14 protein-coding genes are annotated in these 17,037 nt (G+C 70.1%); 2 read left to right on the forward strand and 12 right to left on the reverse strand.

Going from position 1 to position 17,037, the window contains the following annotated elements; translation table 11 throughout:
- Window positions 1-641: 641 nt before the first annotated feature.
- Window positions 642-2,543 carry a DUF2207 domain-containing protein gene (locus tag Q368_RS0121200; RefSeq protein WP_245611431.1) on the reverse strand — a complete coding sequence of 634 codons (1,902 nt, stop codon included), beginning with the start codon at window positions 2,541-2,543 and terminating at the stop codon, window positions 642-644.
- Entirely contained in the window at window positions 2,540-3,112 is a 573-nt protein-coding gene (locus Q368_RS0121205) for a LemA family protein (RefSeq protein ID WP_029461041.1), read from the reverse strand. The genes Q368_RS0121200 and Q368_RS0121205 overlap by 4 nt, the downstream gene beginning before the upstream one ends.
- A gap of 111 nt (window positions 3,113-3,223) precedes the next feature.
- On the opposite strand from Q368_RS0121205, the gene Q368_RS24150 reads away from it, so the two are divergent.
- Complete coding sequence (locus tag Q368_RS24150) at window positions 3,224-4,459, forward strand: sensor histidine kinase (RefSeq protein ID WP_029461042.1); 1,236 nt, start codon at window positions 3,224-3,226, stop codon at window positions 4,457-4,459.
- Window positions 4,460-4,546: 87 nt separating this feature from the next.
- Window positions 4,547-6,502, forward strand: coding sequence for a molybdopterin-containing oxidoreductase family protein (locus Q368_RS0121215; protein WP_029461043.1), 1,956 nt, complete (start codon window positions 4,547-4,549; stop codon window positions 6,500-6,502).
- Here Q368_RS0121215 and Q368_RS0121220 read toward each other — a convergent pair.
- The 10 genes from Q368_RS0121220 to Q368_RS0121265 form a co-directional block, all read right to left on the reverse strand.
- A complete protein-coding gene (locus Q368_RS0121220) occupies window positions 6,466-7,518 on the reverse strand; it encodes a glycosyltransferase family 2 protein (protein ID WP_029461044.1) in 1,053 nt (350 codons plus the stop codon). The genes Q368_RS0121215 and Q368_RS0121220 overlap by 37 nt on opposite strands.
- Window positions 7,508-8,986, reverse strand: a complete 1,479-nt coding sequence (locus Q368_RS0121225; protein WP_043786588.1) for a B12-binding domain-containing radical SAM protein — start codon at window positions 8,984-8,986, stop codon at window positions 7,508-7,510. Before Q368_RS0121225 ends, Q368_RS0121220 begins: the two co-directional genes overlap by 11 nt.
- On the reverse strand, window positions 8,983-10,173 hold the full coding sequence (locus Q368_RS0121230; protein WP_052360322.1) for a glycosyltransferase family 2 protein: 1,191 nt from the start codon (window positions 10,171-10,173) through the stop codon (window positions 8,983-8,985). The genes Q368_RS0121225 and Q368_RS0121230 overlap by 4 nt, the downstream gene beginning before the upstream one ends.
- A 92-nt stretch (window positions 10,174-10,265) precedes the next feature.
- A complete protein-coding gene (locus Q368_RS0121235) occupies window positions 10,266-11,942 on the reverse strand; it encodes a hypothetical protein (RefSeq protein WP_029461047.1) in 1,677 nt (558 codons plus the stop codon).
- A gap of 9 nt (window positions 11,943-11,951) precedes the next feature.
- On the reverse strand, window positions 11,952-12,608 hold the full coding sequence (locus Q368_RS24155; protein ID WP_029461048.1) for a class I SAM-dependent methyltransferase: 657 nt from the start codon (window positions 12,606-12,608) through the stop codon (window positions 11,952-11,954).
- A gap of 93 nt (window positions 12,609-12,701) precedes the next feature.
- Window positions 12,702-13,418: a precorrin-2 C(20)-methyltransferase gene (cobI, locus tag Q368_RS0121245; RefSeq protein ID WP_029461049.1), complete on the reverse strand. Its 717-nt coding sequence runs from the start codon at window positions 13,416-13,418 to the stop codon at window positions 12,702-12,704.
- Complete coding sequence (locus Q368_RS0121250) at window positions 13,415-14,194, reverse strand: ABC transporter substrate-binding protein (protein WP_281174654.1); 780 nt, start codon at window positions 14,192-14,194, stop codon at window positions 13,415-13,417. Before Q368_RS0121250 ends, cobI begins: the two co-directional genes overlap by 4 nt.
- A gap of 40 nt (window positions 14,195-14,234) precedes the next feature.
- Window positions 14,235-15,065, reverse strand: coding sequence for an ABC transporter ATP-binding protein (locus Q368_RS0121255; protein ID WP_029461051.1), 831 nt, complete (start codon window positions 15,063-15,065; stop codon window positions 14,235-14,237).
- Entirely contained in the window at window positions 15,062-16,117 is a 1,056-nt protein-coding gene (locus tag Q368_RS0121260; RefSeq protein WP_029461052.1) for a FecCD family ABC transporter permease, read from the reverse strand. Before Q368_RS0121260 ends, Q368_RS0121255 begins: the two co-directional genes overlap by 4 nt.
- Window positions 16,117-17,001, reverse strand: a complete 885-nt coding sequence (locus Q368_RS0121265; protein ID WP_029461053.1) for a sirohydrochlorin cobaltochelatase — start codon at window positions 16,999-17,001, stop codon at window positions 16,117-16,119. The genes Q368_RS0121260 and Q368_RS0121265 overlap by 1 nt, the downstream gene beginning before the upstream one ends.
- Window positions 17,002-17,037 lie beyond the last annotated feature (36 nt).

Genomic DNA, 17,037 nt, shown 5'->3' on the forward strand with positions numbered 1-17,037 from the left:
CGCTTGAGTATCCTGAGTGAGGCGCAACTGTACGGCGGCATCCCGCAAGACTCGGGCAGGACCGGAGTCGGTGCGACGCGACGTCCGGGGCCTGGCGTCGCCGCTCCTTTGTGTTACGCGCGCACGCCGTGTCGCGTTCCTGGCGCGATGCTGCGTCCGCAGGCGTCACGAGGCGGCAGTTCCCTTGCAGCCGGGGAAAAAAACGGTGCGCAATCCCGTGCCGGAAACCGTAACATGGGCGCACGCCGAAACCAAGAGGCTTTGACCCTGCATATCCGTGCGTACGCACGGGCGTTTTGCCGACATGCCGGCAATTTGGCGTCCGCGCGCAAGGATTGTCGTAACCGCGAGGGGCGCGGCGCGTGCGATGCGGCGCGGCGCGGGGCTTTGCGGCGCGGCACGGACCGTGCAACGTCCCGTCGCATCGGGAGCCCCGACAGGGGACCATGGGCCGGCCGTGCCGGACCGCTTCGCGGCGACTGGGGAGCGCCGCGACCTGGAGGGATTCCCGATGGCCGCAGCCTGGGCAGGGCGTTTGCGGGAAACCGCAGCGCCGGCGCGGCCGAAGCGGGGGGCCTTCGGGCCCCCCGTTTTGCGTGGGGCCTGCCGCGCACGGTCGCGGGCGGACGCGTCGCGTCCCGCTACCAGCCGCCGCCGCCTCCGCCGCCGCCCCCCCCTCCCGACGATCCGCCGCCGCCGCTGCCCGAGGAACTTCCCGGCGCCGTGGCCGCCGCGGCCACCGAAGCGGCGAAGCCGTCGCCAAGATCGCCGGCGAAGCCGGAATAATCCCCCGAATCAAAGGACCGGCCGCTGTACCAGACCGGCACGTAGCCCTGTTCGGCCGCCCGTGCCAGCACCCCGGCAAACTGCGCCGTCCAGGCCACTTCCACGTCCAGGGCCAGGGCGTAGGGCAGGTATTTCTCGAAGAGCTCCGGCGTCCTGTCCGGCGGGTTGAGCAGGTTGAGCCGCTCGCGCTCGCCCACGGCAAGGTAGAGGCGAAAGCCCTCCAGGGCGTCCATGACCCGGCGGCCTTCCGCGGTCGGGGCCTTGAGCAGGTGCCGGAACACGGCATTGAGTACGGCGATGCACGCCAGCGCCGCCGCCGCCGGCAGCGACACGGCCACGGACAGGAAGGCCGCACCGGCCACTTCGCCGACGAGGAAGGGGACGGCGAAAAGCGTGAGCCAGACGGCCGCGGCCACGGTCTTGATGCCCGGCCGCCGCCGCGCGCGCGAAAGCGCCCGGCCTGCGCGGATGGCCAGCATGGCCATGGCGAAGGTCCAAAGCGTCAGCCAGCCGATGGACACCCAGGCCATGCCCGCGTCGTCCGCGACATAGGCCGCCAGGGCGAGGACGCCTGCAGAGAGCAGCGCGCCCAGGGCGAAGGCGGGAGTGTTGGCGTGGAAGAGGCGTCCCTCGAAGGCGCGTTCCAGGTCCTTGCGCAGGACCCTGCGCGCCGCAGCGATGGCTGCGTGGTTTGTCTGCGTCAGGCGCAGGGTGTCGCCGGCGCGAAGCAGGGCGTCGCGCACGGCCTGTCGCCAGGAGCCGGGCGCAAAGGTCGCGCTCCCGCGCGACACGGCGTAGGCGTCGCCGTCGTCGGCAAGGCGCAGTCCGCCGCCGACGGCCATGTCCACGAGCGCCGCGGCGAAGGTCTTGTCGTCGAAGCCCATGCGGCGCAGATAGCGCGCCCCCGGGGCGTCCACGCCGGGCGGCGGCGCGAAAAGCGGCACGACGGTCCCGGCCCCGGGATCGCGTCCGAGGCGCAGCCAGGCCAGCAGGAAATAGACGGCCACGGTCACGAGGCCCCCGGCGGCGACGGGGAACGGACCTTCCGTCAGCAGGCGCTGCGCGGCGGACGGGGGATGGACGAACCCTTTGGGAAAGGCCACGGCCACGGTGAGCCCCTGGCCGGGCGGCAGGGCGGCGGTGGTGGCGAAGCTCGCCGTGTCGCCGTCCTGGCGCGCGGTGAAGTCGCGTCCCCTGGCCCCGGCCGGGCCGGTGTAGGCGGCGAGCTTTTGCACCGTGGCCCCGGGCGGCAGGCGCACGAGGGCCGTGGCGCGTTCGATCGGCAGCCGCCAGCCGTTGCCGGTCACGTTCCAGTAGAGTTCGTCGTAGCCCGCGAACTGCCCGATCTGGCCGTCGGTCCGGTAGGTCAGCGCGTAGGTGTGCCGCCCCGGCGGCACGAGCGCGTCCTTGCGCCCCATGTAGACCCTCTTGCCGTTGCCGGCGTCCTTGATGTGGTATTCTTCCTTGTTCCCGTCGCAGCGCACGGACAGGACGCGAAACCCGACCGTGACGCTGTGCCCGTCCGGGGCCCTGTATCTGGTGGGGAACTCCCGCACGAGGCCGTGGCGGATGGATTCGCCGGTCGCCAGCACCGTGATGGTTTCGGTCACGGTCAGGCTGGCGTCCGCGTCGATGGCCACCACGCTGTCGAAGGACAGGATGCTCTCGCTTTGCGCCGCGCCGGCTGCGACGGCCGCGGCCAGGAACACCAGGAGGGCAGCCAGCGCCGCCCCGATCCGGCTGCCGCGCCGGTTCACGAACCGGCTCCGGCGTCGAAGCGCACCTTGGGCGTATCCCGGTCGGCCGGATTCTCGATCTCGAAGGAGGGCGCGGTGGTGAAACCGAAGCTCCCTGCCACGAGATTGGCGGGAAAGGACTGGATGCGGGTGTTGAAATCGCGCACCGCACCGTTGTAATAGCGCCTGGCCAGTTGCAGTTCGCCTTCGATGGCGGCCAACTCCTGTTGCAGGGAAAGGAAGTTTTCGCTGGCGCGCAGGGCCGGGTAGTTCTCGGCCACGGCGAAAAGCCGCGAAAGGGCCGTCCCGAGCTGGCCTTCCATGGCCAGGCGGCTGTCGGGATCGGCGGTCGCGTCGATTTTGGCGCGAAGTCCGGTCACCGACTCCAGAACGCCGCGTTCGTGGCCCATATAGCCCTTGACGGTTTCCACCAGATTGGGAACGAGGTCCGCCCGGCGCTTGAGCTGCACATCCATGCCGCTGCGGGCTTCGACGACGAGGTTGCGGGCGCGCACGAGGCCGTTGTAGACGGCGACGCACCACAGTCCGGCCAGGACGCAAAGGGCCAGGACGGCGAGCAGGACGGTCATCGGGATTCTCCTTGCGGTTAGGGCTTGCGATCGGGGAGAACTCGTGCCTTATAGGGGAAACGGGCTGCGGTAGGCAATGCCCGCGAATTTTTGTCGGCAGCGGAGTATGGCATGGATGTCATCGGCCTTTGGCTTGCGGGGAATACGACGGCCGATCTGGCCAGAAGGCTTGCGGCGCAGGGTGTGGCCGCACACCAGATCGCGGGGCCTGCCGACCTGTCAGGCGACCTCGACGGGATTGTCGCCCCGGCCGGCATGCTCGAAGCCCATGCGCAGGCGGTGCGCGCGTTTCGCGAGGGGCGCGCGCCGCTGCCCGTTCCGGTGGTGGCCGTGCTCGAGCGCGATGCCGATGAAGCGGCCGTGACGCGCGCCCTGGGCGTCGCCGACGAGATCATCCGGCAGCCCGTGTGCGCGATCGAGCTTGCGGCCCGGCTGCGGTTGCTTTCCCGCCTGCGCCAGGGTCTGGTTGCCGCGCGTCGCCAGGAGGCGTTGCGCCACGACGCCAAGGCCCGGGCCCGCGCGGCGAAGACCGATTTCGCGTCGGGAGGAAACGTCGCAGGCACGGGCCTGGGCGCCGGCCAGGATGCGGCGCTCATGGAATCGCTTGGCCGGCTGACCCTCGGCGTCGCCCAGGAGATCGCCTCGCCCGTGCAGTATGTGGGCGGTAACCTGGAATTCATGGCCAACACCTTCGCCCGCATGGTCGAGTCCCTGGACGGCCTGAGCGTGGCCGCCCTGCGCCTGGGCCAGGACGAGGCCGGGCTCGCCGCGGCCCTGGCCGAACTGCTCGACGACGAGGAACTGCGCTTTCTGCTCGAGGAGACGCCGGCGGCCATCCGCGAATCCCGGGAAGGGCTCGACCGCGTGGCCGCCTTGCTCCAGTCCCTGGGCAACTTCGCCCGCCAGGATACGGTGACGCCCCGGACCGTGGACGTCGCCGCCGTGCTGGAGGACGTCCTGACCCTCTCGCGCGGCGTCTGGAAATACGAGGCCGACGTGGCGACGGATATCGAGCCGGACCTGCCGGCCGTGGTCTTTCCCCCGGCCGATTTGGGACGGGCGCTGCTGGTGCTGCTCGTGCGCGCGGCCCGGGCGATCCGGGAAAAGCTGGGCGGCAAGGGGGGCAAGGGGCGCATCGACGTCCTGATGCGCCGTGCCGGAGAGGCCGTGGAAGTGGTCGTGCGCGACGACGGCGCACGCTGCCCCATCGACCGCAGCCTTGCCCTGGTGCGGGCCATGATGGGCCGGCGCAGGGCCGGATTCGAGGCCCTTGCCGGCACGGACGGCGGTGCCACGGTGGTCCTGACCCTGCCCCGCGATCACGGCCCGGCCGCGTTGGGGGCGTGACCGGGAGCTGTTGCGCCCGTTTGCATTGCCCGCTATCTTCCGCGCTTGGTGTGCGGCCGTCACGGTCACGCGCCGCCCGGAGGAGTCATGCCCCAGTCCGTTCGCGCCGTTCCCGTCACCTGCACCCGGGATTGTCCCAGCGCCTGCGGCCTGCTCGCCCATGTGGAGGGCGACCGCGTGGTCCGGCTGACCGGCAACCCCGACCATCCCGTCAACCGGGGCACGCTGTGCCGCAAGGCCCCGGCCTTCCTGCGCCGTTTCTACAGCCCCGAGCGGGTGATAACGCCGCTGCGCCGCCAAAACGGCGCGTGGGCGCGCGTCTCCTGGGACGAGGCCCTGGACGAACTGGCCGACAAGCTCAAGGACGCCGTGGCCCTCCATGGCCCGGAGTCGATCCTCTACTACATGGGCTTTGGCGAGCGCACGGCGCTCAAGATCGTCAACGCCCGCTTTTTCAATCTGCTCGGCGGCGTGACCACCCTTACCGGGACGCTTTGCGGCGGCACGGGCTACGCGGCGCAGAGCCTGGATTTCGGGCCGCGCGTCTCCCACGATCCCCTGGACCTGCAAAACGCCCGCACCATCGTGCTCTGGGGCCGCAATCCCGTGGCCACCCAGCCGGGCCTGCTGGCGCATTTGCGTGGCGCGAAAAAACGCGGCGCGCGCGTCATCCTCATCGACCCGCGCCAGAGCGAATCCGCCACGCTCGCCGATACCCACTTGCGCGTGCGCCCCGGCCGCGACGCCTTCCTGGCCCTTGGCGCGGCGCGGCACATCCTGGACGCGGGCCTGGAGAACCGGGATTTCCTGTCGCGCCGCTGCGACAACGTCGCAGCTTTTTACGCCCTGGCGCGTCGCCACACCCTGGAGGAGTTGGCCGCGGCCTGCGACATCGCCGTCCCCGACATCGTCGCCCTGGCCGAGGCCTACGTCGCCGGCCGGCCCACGGCCACGCTGCTCGGCTGGGGCCTGCACCGTTTCACGCTCGGGCATGAGATGGTGCGCGCCGTGGACGCGCTCGGCGCGATTTCGGGCAACATCGGCCTGCCCGGCGGCGGCGTGTCCCAGGGCTTCGAGGAATGGGGGCCCTACGACTCCGGGCTGTGGGGCGAGGGGCTCCATCCGCCGCGGCGCAAGTTCCTCATGCCGCAAATCGGCCGGGAGATCCTCGACGCCAAGGGGCCGCCCGTGGAGGTGGCCGTGATCACGGCCGCCAATCCCGTGTGCATGGCCCCCAATGCGGACCTCGTGGCCAGGGCCCTCGACAGCGTGCCCTTCGTGGTCGACATGAACCTCTTTCTCGACGACACGGCCGACCACGCCGATCTTTTCCTGCCCTGCGCCGCCTTTTTCGAACAGCGCGACATCGTGGCGAGCTTCGGCCACAACTACGTCGGGCCCCTTTCGCCGGCCGCGCCGCCGCCCGGGGAGTGCCGCTCCCAGTTTGACATCTTCATGGATCTCGCCAGGCGGTTCCCCTTCGCGGACGAGTTCGTCAAGAGCGACGAGGACTGGCTGCGCCTGCTCCTGCGGCCGTTGCTCGAAAAAGGCGTGGCCTGGGACGACCTTTGGCGCGGTCCGGTGCGCATCCCGGACGCACCCATGGTGCCGTGGCGGGACGGGACGTTCGCTACGCCGACCGGCCGCTTCCAGCTGCTCCCCGACGTCACGGGCTGTTCGGACTGCCGCCACGGCGTGCGCTACCCCTACCACCTGCTGACCCCGGGCGGGGCGGCGCATCTGTGCTCCGAGCGCGTGCCCGGCGACCACGGCGGCCCGGCGCAGCTGACCATGGCCACGGCCGAGGCGACGCGGCTGGGGATCGCCGACGGCGGCCCGGCGCGCCTGACGAGCGAAGTGGGGGCGATGGAGGTCGTAGTGCGCCACGATCCGGGGCTGCGGGCGGACGTGGTGGTGTGCGAGCGCGGCGGCTGGATCAAGGCCGGGCAGGGCGTCAACCGTGTCATCCCGGACATGGTCAGCGCCGTGGGCCAGGGCACGCCCTATTACGAGGCGCGGGCGGACGTCGAGAAGCTGCCTTGACCGTCCTTACTCCTGGTCGCGTCGGGTGAAAGCGGCGGCAGGCGCCTGCCACCGGCCGGACCTTTGCGCCCAAGGCCCCGCGCCGCCAGCCGGCCGAGGAACGCCGCGGGGTAGACGAGCGCCGTGGTGCACAGGAAATAAAGCCCCGGAGTGACGGGCAGGCCGTAGCGCCGTCGCCAGTGCAGGCAGGCGGCAAGCGCCAGGCCTGCGCCGCAGGCCAGGAGCGTTTGCGGGAAAAAGGCCAAGGCGGCAAGCCCGGCGAGCCACGCGAAGGGGAGCAGGTGCAAGGGGCGGAAGAGGCCGTGGATGGCCACGCAGTCCGCCTGGCTTTCGCCGTAGCTGGCGAGCATGCGCAGCCAGGCGCGGGGCGTGCCCGGCCGGCGGTGGGCGACCCGGATGTCCGGCGCGTGCCGCACCGCGTAGCCCGCGGCCCCGAGCCGCCTGTCCAGGTCCACGTCCTCGCCCGGGAAAAGCCCCGGCCGGAATCCTCCCGCTTTTATAAAAACATCCCGCTTGTAGGCGCTGTTGCACGAGGCGTTGTGTCCGACTGCGGCCGGTGCGCTGCGCTCCCTGGCGTAGTCGGCCACGAAGCCCACGGCGCGCAGGAACCTGTCCACGTTGCGGGCGAAGGGGCCGTCGTCCGGGTGTCCCTGCTGGCTGCCGCCGATTGCCGCAAGCTTCGGAGCATCGCAGGCGGCGAAGGCCGCGAGCAGTTGCGCCGCCCAGTCCGGGGCGGGCACGGCGTCGGCGTCCACGAACGCCACGATTGGCGCCCGCGCGGCGAGCGCGCCGCGGTTTCGCGCCAGGGCCGGGCCGCTTCTGGCCAGTTTCAGGCAGCGCGCGCCAAGGGCCGTGGCCACGGCCACGGTGGCGTCGGTGGAAGCGTCGTCAACGACGAGAATTTCGAGCGTCCCCGGGGGCACGTCCTGGGCGCGCAGGGACGCGATGCACGCGGCGATGACCGGGGCCTCGTTTCGCGCCGCGATCACGACGCTGACGGCGGGCTCAGCGGTCACGGCAGGCCTTTTTGCGGCGGCTGGAGACAAGGTAGCCCAGGAAATTGAAAAAGCCCCGCAGCTTGCGGTAGAGGTCGCTTTTCGAGCGCGTGGCGAGCAGGAAGCGCAGCATGTAGGACGGCCGGAAGTAGAACTGGCGCAGGCCCTTGTCCACGGCCGCCTCCACCTCGTCCGCGCCGAGGTCCGGGTATTCCACCACCGGGCTCTGCTCGCCGTCCTGGAGCCAGTCGTCCCAGCTTTTGGCGCGAAGCAGGCCCTGGGCCTTGATCTCCTCGAAATAGCGCGTGCCCGGAAAAGGCACCGCAGCCGAGAACTGGAGCGTGGTCAGGGGCACGCGCAGGGAGAAATCGAGCGTCTCCCGCATGGTTTGCCGCGTCTCCCCCGGAAGCCCCAGCACGAAGCAGCCGTGCACGGCGAGCCCCGCCTCGCGGCAGGCGCGCACGAACCGCTCCATCTGCGCCACGGTCGTCTTCTTGCCCATGCGGTCGAGCATGGTCTGGGAGCCGGACTCGAAGCCCGTGAGCACCATGCGGCAGCCGGCGCGTTTTAAATGCCGCAACAGCGACAAGTCGCTGATGTCGGCCCGGGAATTGATGGAAAACGGCACGCCCAGGCCGCTTTTTTCGATGGCCTCGCACAGCGCGTGCGCCCGGTCGGCGTTGACGGTGAAGGTGTCGTCCTCGAAAAAGAATTCGCCCTGGCGCACCTGCGGCCAGTTGGCGACCACCCAGCGCATTTCTTCGACGATGTTTTCCGGCGAGCGGGTGCGGTACTTGCGGCCGTGCATCACCTGCGGCCACAGGCAAAACGAACAGCCGAACGGGCAGCCGCGTCCGCCGATGACCGTGACGTAGGGATGGAGCTTGCCGCCGTCGAAATAGGCCATGAGGTCGAGCTGGTCCCAGGCCGGGAAGGGCAGTGCGTCGAGGTCGGCGATCAACGGCCGGGCGGGTGTGCGCGCCGGCGCGCCGTCTGTGACCCAGGCGATGCCGGCGACCCCGGACAGGTCTGTTGTCCCCGCCTGCCAGCAGCGCGCCACGTCGCGCACGGTGTAGTCGTATTCGCCGATGGCCACTGCGTCCACGGCCCCGCCCGCGGCGACGAGGCTCTCCTCGGGCAGGGCGGAGACGTGGGGGCCGACCATGAGGATTCTCGTTCCCGGGCTTTGCGCCTTGATGCGCCGGGCGCAGTCCACGTCCGAGGAAAACGACGGCGTGGTGGCGTCGAGCACGGCCATGAAGGGCTGTTTCTCCCGGGCCAGGACCTCGAGTTCGGGCTTGTCCCAGCCCTTGGCCGGAAAGTCGTGGAGCTCCACGCGAAAGCCGTCCTTGGCCAGGACCGCCGTGGCGTAGGCCAGCCAGTCCGGGGCGCGCAGCACGCGCCCGCGCGTGCGCGCGGCCCAGCGCTGGGTGCGGCAGAAATCGGGCACGAAGGGTTCGTTGATGACGAGGATGGCGTCGCTGGTCATGGCTTGCGCCCGGAGGTTTGGCCGGAGGCGGCGGGTTCGCTGAAAAAGACGAAGAGAAAGCCCGAGAAAAAGGTCAGGATGCCCATGGTCACGAACATGGCCCCGAGCGCCATGACACGCGTCAAGGCCAGGCCCTGGGCCAGGGTGGAGACCCATATCGCCACGACGTAGCCGAGGATGGCCAGGCCCACGAGGCACAGGCCGCCGCCGATGAGGCACATGTTTTCCACGGTGACGAAGCGCGTCAGGCGGTAGACCCAGCGGGACTGGGGCATGAAGGTCTGGTTGGCGTGGTAGGCCAGGGCGGCCACGCCCAGGATGCCGAGGTAGTAGCCGATGGTGATGGCGCTCGTGCCGATCACGAGCCAGTGGTCGCCCATCCAGAACGGGCCGAAGCGGAAGTCCTGGCCCGGGGGGGTGGTGAGCAGCACCGCCAGGATGCCGCAGCCGAAAAGGACGCTCGCGACGGCGGGCAGGAAAAAGAGCCACAACGGGCTGTAGAGCAGCAGGAACTTGAGGTGCCGCCAGCCGTCGCGCCAGGGGTTGAGGTGCGGCGGCCGGCCGCGGGCGTCCTTGTGCAGCGTCACGGGCGTTTCCGCGACGCGCAGCTTGAGCAGCGCCGCCTTGACCACCATTTCGCTGGCGAATTCCATGCCCGTCGAGGTCAGGTGCATCCGCTCGTAGGCCTGCCTGGTGAAGGCGCGCAGGCCGCAGTGGGCGTCGCTGCAACCGGTGCGGAAAAAGAGGTTGAGGATGCCGGTGAGCGCCGGGTTGCCGATGTGGCGGTTTTTCCAGGGCATGGCCCCGGCTTCGATGCCACCCTTGAAGCGCGAGCCCATGCACAGGTCGCAGCCCTGGGTCAGCTTCTCCACCATGGGCACGGCTTCGCGAAAATCGTAGGAGGCGTCGGCGTCGCCCATGACCACGTACGTCCCGTTTGCCGCCTCGATGCCGTAGCGCAGGGCGCTGCCGTAGCCGCGCTGCGGGCAATGGGCCACGCGGCAGCCGAGGCTCGCTGCGAGCAGCGGACTGCCGTCCGTGCTGCCGTTGTCGCTGACGATGATTTCCCCGCTGAAGCCTTTTCCCGCCAGAAGCGCGAGGGCTTCCCGGGCCATGGCGACGGCCGCGGGCAGCGCCTGGGCCTCGTTGAGGCAGGGGAGCACGAAGGTGACGTCGAGGGTGGGCATGGACGCTCGCTCGGCTTGGGTCGCGGCGAAAAAACGCCGATTTACGCCATGCTAGCGAAGCGGCGGCGTCTTGTCATGGGAAAAGAGCCTGCCTACGGAGCCGGCTGCGGGGTTGCGGCGTCCTTGCCTGGTTCCGGGCAGGCGCGGAAATCGATGTTGCGGGCGGAGATATGGGCGCAGAAGCGGTCCCGGTCCTTGAAATAGGCGAATAGGGCCTTGTCTTTTTCCGGCCCCAGGTCCCTGGCCCAGACCACCCGGGCGTGGTCGATGTCGGCGCGGTTGTAGACCCATTCCGCGTGGACGTTGCTGTCCGGCGCGTAGGTGACGACGACCAGATGGTTGCCCGGGAGCGCTTCCAGCTTGTCTTCGATCTGCCGGCGGATCTCGCCCTGGCGCTGGTTGTCGCTTGTGGCGCGGCGGGGGTAATCCATGACGCCCTTGACCGTGAAGAAAACGAGCACAAGGGGCAGCAGCCGCACCAGCGACAGACCGACGGGGCAGCCGAAGATTTTGACCGTGCGCAGCCAGCGGTAGATGCCAAGCCAGGCCACGGCGAAAAGTCCCAGCGCCGGGGCGAAATAGTGCGGCGCGGTCCAGAGGAAGCTCAGCGAAGCGGCGAGCACGGCCGCAGTGGCCAAAAGCGGCGCGCGAACGCGGCGGTTGGCGCAATAGGCAACGGGCGCGACGAACACGGCCAGGAAGAAGAGGGGGAAGAGCAGGGAGGCGAAGACCCGTCCCCGGTAAGGCAGGCCGGCGATGCGGCCGGCGAGGGTGCTTTCCCGGAGCAGGGCAGGCGTGCCCCATTCCGTGTGGTAGCGCAGCATTTCCCGGGGGATGCCTTCGGGCACGGCGTCGGTGGCTTTGGTCGTAAGCCAGAAACCCTGGTCGTACTGCTTGCTGTAGACGACGTACGGGATGGAGAAGGCGTCGCCGGTGACGGCGTGGTTGTAATAAAGGAGCGCACCGGCCCCGGCGGCCACGGTCAGCGCCAGGGGCAGGGCGGCGCGGCGCAGGGGCAGGCGCGGCTGCGGCTGTCGCCGCCAGGCGGCCACGGCCAGCCAGCACAGAAGTATCGCGCCGAGTATCGCGCCTTCGTAGGGCCGCGTCGCGGCCAGCAGCGTCGCGCCGATGCCGAACACGATGCCGGACGCGAGCGTGGGCGCGGCGAGCAGCCGTCCCGTCGCGCCCACGGCCAGACAGCCGCCGATGGCGGCCACGGCACCGCCCCAGTAGGACGTGGCCCAGTAATGGGTCGCCCCGAACTGCAAGGCCGTGACCATGCCGCCGAAAAAGGCCCAGCCCGGCGGCAGGAAGCCTTGCAGGCACCAGACCATGGCCGCGCACATGGCGGCCACGGACAGGGCCACGCCCCACCAGGGGTGGCCGAGCAGGCGTTGCCCCAGGGCCAGGAACGCGCCCTGGCCAGGGAAGAATTTCGAGGCGTAGGTCGGATGCTGGAGCACGTGGAAGGTCTGGAAGTGCTCCCACAGGGGGTGGGTCGGCATGGCGAGATGCCCCGAAGCGAAGGTGTCCGCCTGGAGCAGGTAGCTGTATTCGTCATGGATGGCCGGGATGCCGGCCGGCACGAGGGGCAACAGGGACACGCGCAGGGTCAGCGCGAACAGGAAGGTGAAGACGACGGCGAACAGCCTGTGCCGGGCGCGCCGGCCGAGGAACCATTCGACGTGGCGCAACGCCTTGCCGCCGCGCATGGGGTTTTTGAGCCCCGGTAGGGCGGCGGCGACATGAAACAGGGGCAGCAGGTCCATGGCGGCGCGTCAGGCTCCGGCGACAGGGGTGAAGGTCGCGACGTAGCATTTGTAGAAGGACCAGTCGCTGACCCTGTGCGGCCGGAAACCCAGCGCCTCGAGGCTGCGGCGAAACCCTTCCCAGCCCTTGCAGAAGGCCATCTGCGCGTCCTTCTCTTCCATGGCGTTGCGGTGCATGGCCGGAAACAGGCGCAGGAAGGCGAAATAGAAGAATCGACCGACGGGCGAAGCCATGTTCGGTTCGTAGATGAAAAGCGTGGCGCCCGGTTCGCACAGTCGGGCGATGTTGCGCGCCGCGTCCGTGAGGCTTGCGGCCGGCAGGTGGTGGAGCATGCATTGCACGAACACGTGGCGGAAGCGGCGGCCGAGGTCCAGCTCCGGCGTGGTCAGGGACTCCCGGTAGAAGGTGACCCGAGCGGCGACGTCGGGATAGAGGGCGTTGTCGAGGTCGAGGCCCGAAAGGTCGGTATAGCCGCGCCGGGCAAGGTTGCGCAGGAAGTTGCCCTTGGCGCAGCCGACGTCGATGAGGCTCGCCTTCCTGTCCCGAGGCAGGGGGAGGATGAAGCGGTACTTGAGGTCCTGGAACAATTGCACGCAAGGGTTGCGGTCCACTACGGCGCTGTAGAGTTCCTCGCAGCGTTTGTCGTCGATGTTCGCGATGGGCATGCGGGCGGATTCCTCCTGCGCGGGCGGCGCGCCCCGGCGGCGATGGTCCTGACGGCTGTACCCGCCGGGGCGTTCCCTGTCAAAGCGGCGGCGTCAGCCCTTGCGCTTGACCAGGCACAGCGAAAGGTAGTGCGGTTTTTCCGGGGCCTTTTCCAGGTCGCGTTCCACGGCCTCGCCCGGGTGTCCCAGGCGCGTGACGAAGGTCGTGCGCCCGGCCAGGCCCAGGGTGCCAAGCAGCGCGCGCAACCGGGGGAAGTGGCGGTAGGCCTTGAGGATGACGGCGTTGTCCGCGGCGTCAAGGGCGCGCTCCAGCCGGCCGTTGTCGTCGATGCCCGAGGCCACGAGCAGGTTCTCGCCCGCCTCGGCCAGCACGTCGCCCGTGGCCGCGGCCGCGGCCTGGAACGAGGTGATCCCCGGCACGATGGCGACCGGAAGCCCGGGCAGGAGCCCGCGCAGGCGCGGCAGCACATAGCCGAAGGTGCTGTAGAGCATGGGATCGCCCAGGGTGACGAAGGCGGCGTCGCGTCCGGAGGCGAGCACCGCCGCCATGGCCGCGGCGTTTTGCGTCCAGGCCGCTTCCAGGGCGTCCGCGTCGCGGGTCATGGGAAAGGGCAGCCGGGTCACGTCCGTGCCTGCGGGCAGGTGGGGCCGGATGATGGCCTCGGCGATGGAGTAGTCGTTCTTGCTCGACGAGGCGGCGAAGACCGTCGCGCCGCCGCCGAGGATCTTGGCGGCCTTGAACGTGAGCAGGTCCGGGTCGCCGGGGCCGACGCCGATGCCGTAGAGCGTGCCGCTGGGCGTCGCCGTCATGGCCGCGCCTCCTTGTGGGCGTCGCCGGCAAGGAGCGTGGCCAGCGCTTCGGCGGCGTCCACGCTGCCGGGACCGGGGCGCGAGTAGAGCGCCTCGTCGACGAGGTAGGCCTGGCCGTTTTTGACGCAGGGCAGGGCGGCGTATTCCGGCCGCTCGGTCATGGGCCGCGCCTCGGGGTTCATGGGGCCGCGCTGGGTCAGGCAGACGTCCGGGGCCAGGCGCAGGAGTTCCTCGTCGGACAGGCGCACGATCTTTTTCTCCGCCGCCACGGCGTTTTCCCCGCCCGCGGCAGCAATGACCGCATCGACCATGGACCCCTTGCCCGCGGCGAGCAGGCTGCCGGAGCGGACCTCGAAAAAGACCTTGGGCCGCGCCTTGCCCTCCGCCTTGGCGGCCTTGGCGGCCAGGGCGGCCAAGCGGTCCTGCAGGGCGGCGACGAGGCGGCCTGCCGCCTCCTTTGCGCCCGTAAGCGTGCCGATGCGCAGGATGGCGGCGCAAAGCCCCGGGAAATCCGTGACGGAAAAGACCGCCACGGGCACGCCCAGGCGCGAAAGGGCCTCCACGGCCTGCTCGGCCTCGCCGCGCCCGGCCATTTGCAGCACGAGGTCGGGCTTGACCGCGAGCACATGCTCCAGGTTGGGCCGCATGTGCGTGCCGATCACCGGCAGGGTGGCGATGGAGGGCGGCGTGGCGTCGGCTTCGGTGCGGGCCACGATGCGGTCCGCCATCCCCATGCCGGCCAGGATCTCGTTGAACGCGCCGTAGAGCGCGACCACGCGCGTGGCCGGTTGGGGCAGGACGATTTCGCGCCCGGCGTCATCGGTGACGGAGACCGTCGCCCGCGCCGGGGACGCCGTGAGAAAGACGAGCAGGCACAGGGCCAGGCACGGCCAGCGCCTGCGGCAGGCCGCTTCGCGGGTGGGTGACGACCAGGATGTCGGTGTCATAGATCCTCGAGAGGGTTTCGCTGGTGAAGACCGCGGCCACGGGGCCGTCGGCGGCGATGTTGCCGTTTTTCATGAAAATGAGCCGGTTGCAGTAAAGCGCCGCCAGGTTGACGTCGTGCAGCGCGGCGACGATGGTCGCGCCCGCGGCGTTTCGCGCGGCAAGCAGGCCGTAAAGCTCCATTTTGCGGGCGATGTCCAGGCCCGCCGAGGCTTCGTCCAGAATGAGCGCCTTGGCGTCCTGGGCCAGCGCCCGGGCCGCGAGCACGCGCTGGAATTCGCCGCCCGAGAGTTCGCCCAGACGCCTTGCGGCGAGATGGGCCACGCCCACGGCCTCCATGGCCGCGCGCGCGGCGTTGTCGTCGTCCTCGCCGTAGCCGCCGAGAAAGCGCAGGTAGGGATAGCGGCCCATGAGCACCAACGCGCGTACGGGCAGCTCTCCGGCGTTTTCGGCGCGTTGCGGCACGGCGGCGACCAGGCGTGCGCGCTGCCTGGCGGACAGGGACGAGGCGTCGCGGCCATCCAGGCGCACCGTGCCCGCGCGCGGAGCCAGGATGCCGGTTGCGGCGAGCAGCAGCGTGGTCTTGCCCGCGCCGTTGGGGCCGAGAAGCCCGACCATTTCGCCCGGGGCGATGTGCAGGTCGATGCCGCCAAGGACGTCGGCGTCGCCGTAGCCGGCGCGCAGGCCCTCGATGCGGATCACGACCGGCCCCCGGCGCGCGGGGCGAGCAGCAAAAAGGCGAAAAACGGGCCGCCGAGCAGCGCCGTGACCACGCCGACGGGCAGTTCCGCGCCGCCGGGGAGGATCGTGCGCGAGGCGACGTCGGCAAGGACTAAAAGCGCCCCGCCGGTCAGCGCGCTTTGCGTGAGCATGCCCTTGTGCTCGGCCCCGAACAGCCGGCGGCAGGCATGGGGCGCGATGAGCCCGACAAAGCCGATGACCCCGGACACGGCCACGGCTCCGGCCGTGAGCAGGCTTGCCGCGCCGAGCAGGCACAGCCGCGCCCGGCCGGTGGACACGCCGAGCTGGCGGGCCTGTGTTTCGCCGAGAAGCAAGATATCGAGCTCGCGCACGAAAAGACGCACCACGGCGAGCCCGAGGACAAGGCAGGGCAGGAAGAGGACGAGCTCCGGCTTGCCCCTGCCCTGGAAGCCGCCCATGATCCAGAAGACGATGCCGGCCACGGATTCCTCGTTGAGCGCCTTGACGAGCGAGAGCAGGGCGGAAAGGAACGTGGCGGCGATGATGCCGGAAAGGACCACGGTTTCGCGGCGCAGGCCGCCGGCCGCGCGCGACAGGGCGAGCACGGCGGCCAGGGTCGCGCCGCCGCCGGCCAGGGCGCACAGAGGTGTGGCCAGCCGGGCTCCCGTGGCGGCGGCTAGGCCAAGGGTGAGCGAAAGCGCCGCACCGAAGGCCGCGCCGCCCGAAACGCCGAGGGTGAACGGGTCGGCCAAAGGATTTCGCAGCACGCCCTGGAACACCCCCCCGGCCACGGCCAGGGCCGCGCCCACGCCGTAGGCCAGCACCCCCCGCCACAGCCGCAGATCGAGGACCACGGCGGCGAGCGCCGGATCGGCGGCCGTTGCCGCGCCGGAAAAACCCGGCAGGCCCATAGCGTGGCCGAGGACGGCCGTGACCTGGGAGGGTGTGGCGGGATAGGCCCCGGCCAGACAGGCCGCGACAAGGGCGGCCAGCCCGGCCAGGGCGGGAATGCACGCGGCGAGCCGGCCGCGTGGGGCGCATGCGTCGGACATTATTTCCCGGGCAGGGCGTCGAGGGTCGTCTTCAAGTGGTCCATCCACACGGCGGCCACGGCCTCGCGGTCGCCGTTGCCGGCCATCACGGGCACGCTCTCGACGCCGGCCTTTTTGAGCGTCGAAGCCAGGGAGTCGTCCTCCTTTCCGGCCATGTCGTTGTGGGCATGGTCGCCGGCCACGGCGAAAAGCGGCAGAAGGAAGGCCTTCTTGACGCCGCGCGCCTTGAGCTCGGACACGAGGTCCTCGAAACTCGGCGTGCCCTCGACCGTGGTCACGAAAGCGTTCTTGTCTTCGCGCCACAGGGTGTATTGCAGGGCGGGATAGGCCATGTTGGCGGGGTGGTCCGTACCATGGCCGACGAAGACAAGGGCGTCGCCGGGTTTCCTGTCCTTGGGCGCGGAAGCCAGGAGCGCCTTGGCCACGCGGGGAAAGTCCTCGCGCGAATAAAGCAGGGGGGCGGTCACTTCCACATGGGAAAGTCCCTTGGGCAGTCCCGAAAAAGCCTGAGCCAGACGTTCGAGGTCGTTGAACTCATGGCCGGGAATGGTTTGCAGGGAGAAAAGGGCCACATCGGTGACGCCCTGGTCGGGCAGGGCGGCCAGTGCCTCGGCCGGGGAGGGCACAGTCTGTCCTTGCTTGGCCAGTTTGTGGCGGATCATGGACGCGGTGTAGCACAGGCTTACGGGCACGCCGGGATAGGCGGCCTTGACGCGTTCCACCATTTTCTGGATGGCCGGCGCGGCCTCGGGCACGGTGGTGCCGAAGGCGGCCACGACGATGGCGCGTTTGGGTTCCTTTTTGGCGTCATGGCCGGCCATGGCCGGCGCGGCGAGGAGCAGGCACAGGGTCAGACAGGGAAGGATGCGCTTGAAAAACGGCATGCGGGGAAAACCTCCATGGGTATGGAGGGCTCTTGA

The sequence above is a fragment of the Solidesulfovibrio alcoholivorans DSM 5433 genome, from assembly GCF_000702665.1.
GTDB lineage: Bacteria > Desulfobacterota > Desulfovibrionia > Desulfovibrionales > Desulfovibrionaceae > Solidesulfovibrio > Solidesulfovibrio alcoholivorans.

Bases quoted from the DNA above. Each gene is read 5' to 3' on its own strand.
- Q368_RS24150 (WP_029461042.1), top strand. From the start codon at position 3,224: ATGGATGTCATCGGCCTTTGGCTTGCGGGGAATACGACGGCCGATCTG.
- Q368_RS0121225 (WP_043786588.1), bottom strand. From the start codon at position 8,986: ATGACCAGCGACGCCATCCTCGTCATCAACGAACCCTTCGTGCCCGAT.
- Q368_RS0121265 (WP_029461053.1), bottom strand. From the start codon at position 17,001: ATGCCGTTTTTCAAGCGCATCCTTCCCTGTCTGACCCTGTGCCTGCTC.
- Q368_RS0121205 (WP_029461041.1), bottom strand. From the start codon at position 3,112: ATGACCGTCCTGCTCGCCGTCCTGGCCCTTTGCGTCCTGGCCGGACTG.
- Q368_RS0121235 (WP_029461047.1), bottom strand. From the start codon at position 11,942: ATGGACCTGCTGCCCCTGTTTCATGTCGCCGCCGCCCTACCGGGGCTC.
- Q368_RS24155 (WP_029461048.1), bottom strand. From the start codon at position 12,608: ATGCCCATCGCGAACATCGACGACAAACGCTGCGAGGAACTCTACAGC.
- Q368_RS0121230 (WP_052360322.1), bottom strand. From the start codon at position 10,173: ATGCCCACCCTCGACGTCACCTTCGTGCTCCCCTGCCTCAACGAGGCC.
- cobI (WP_029461049.1), bottom strand. From the start codon at position 13,418: ATGACGGCGACGCCCAGCGGCACGCTCTACGGCATCGGCGTCGGCCCC.
- Q368_RS0121215 (WP_029461043.1), top strand. From the start codon at position 4,547: ATGCCCCAGTCCGTTCGCGCCGTTCCCGTCACCTGCACCCGGGATTGT.
- Q368_RS0121260 (WP_029461052.1), bottom strand. From the start codon at position 16,117: ATGTCCGACGCATGCGCCCCACGCGGCCGGCTCGCCGCGTGCATTCCC.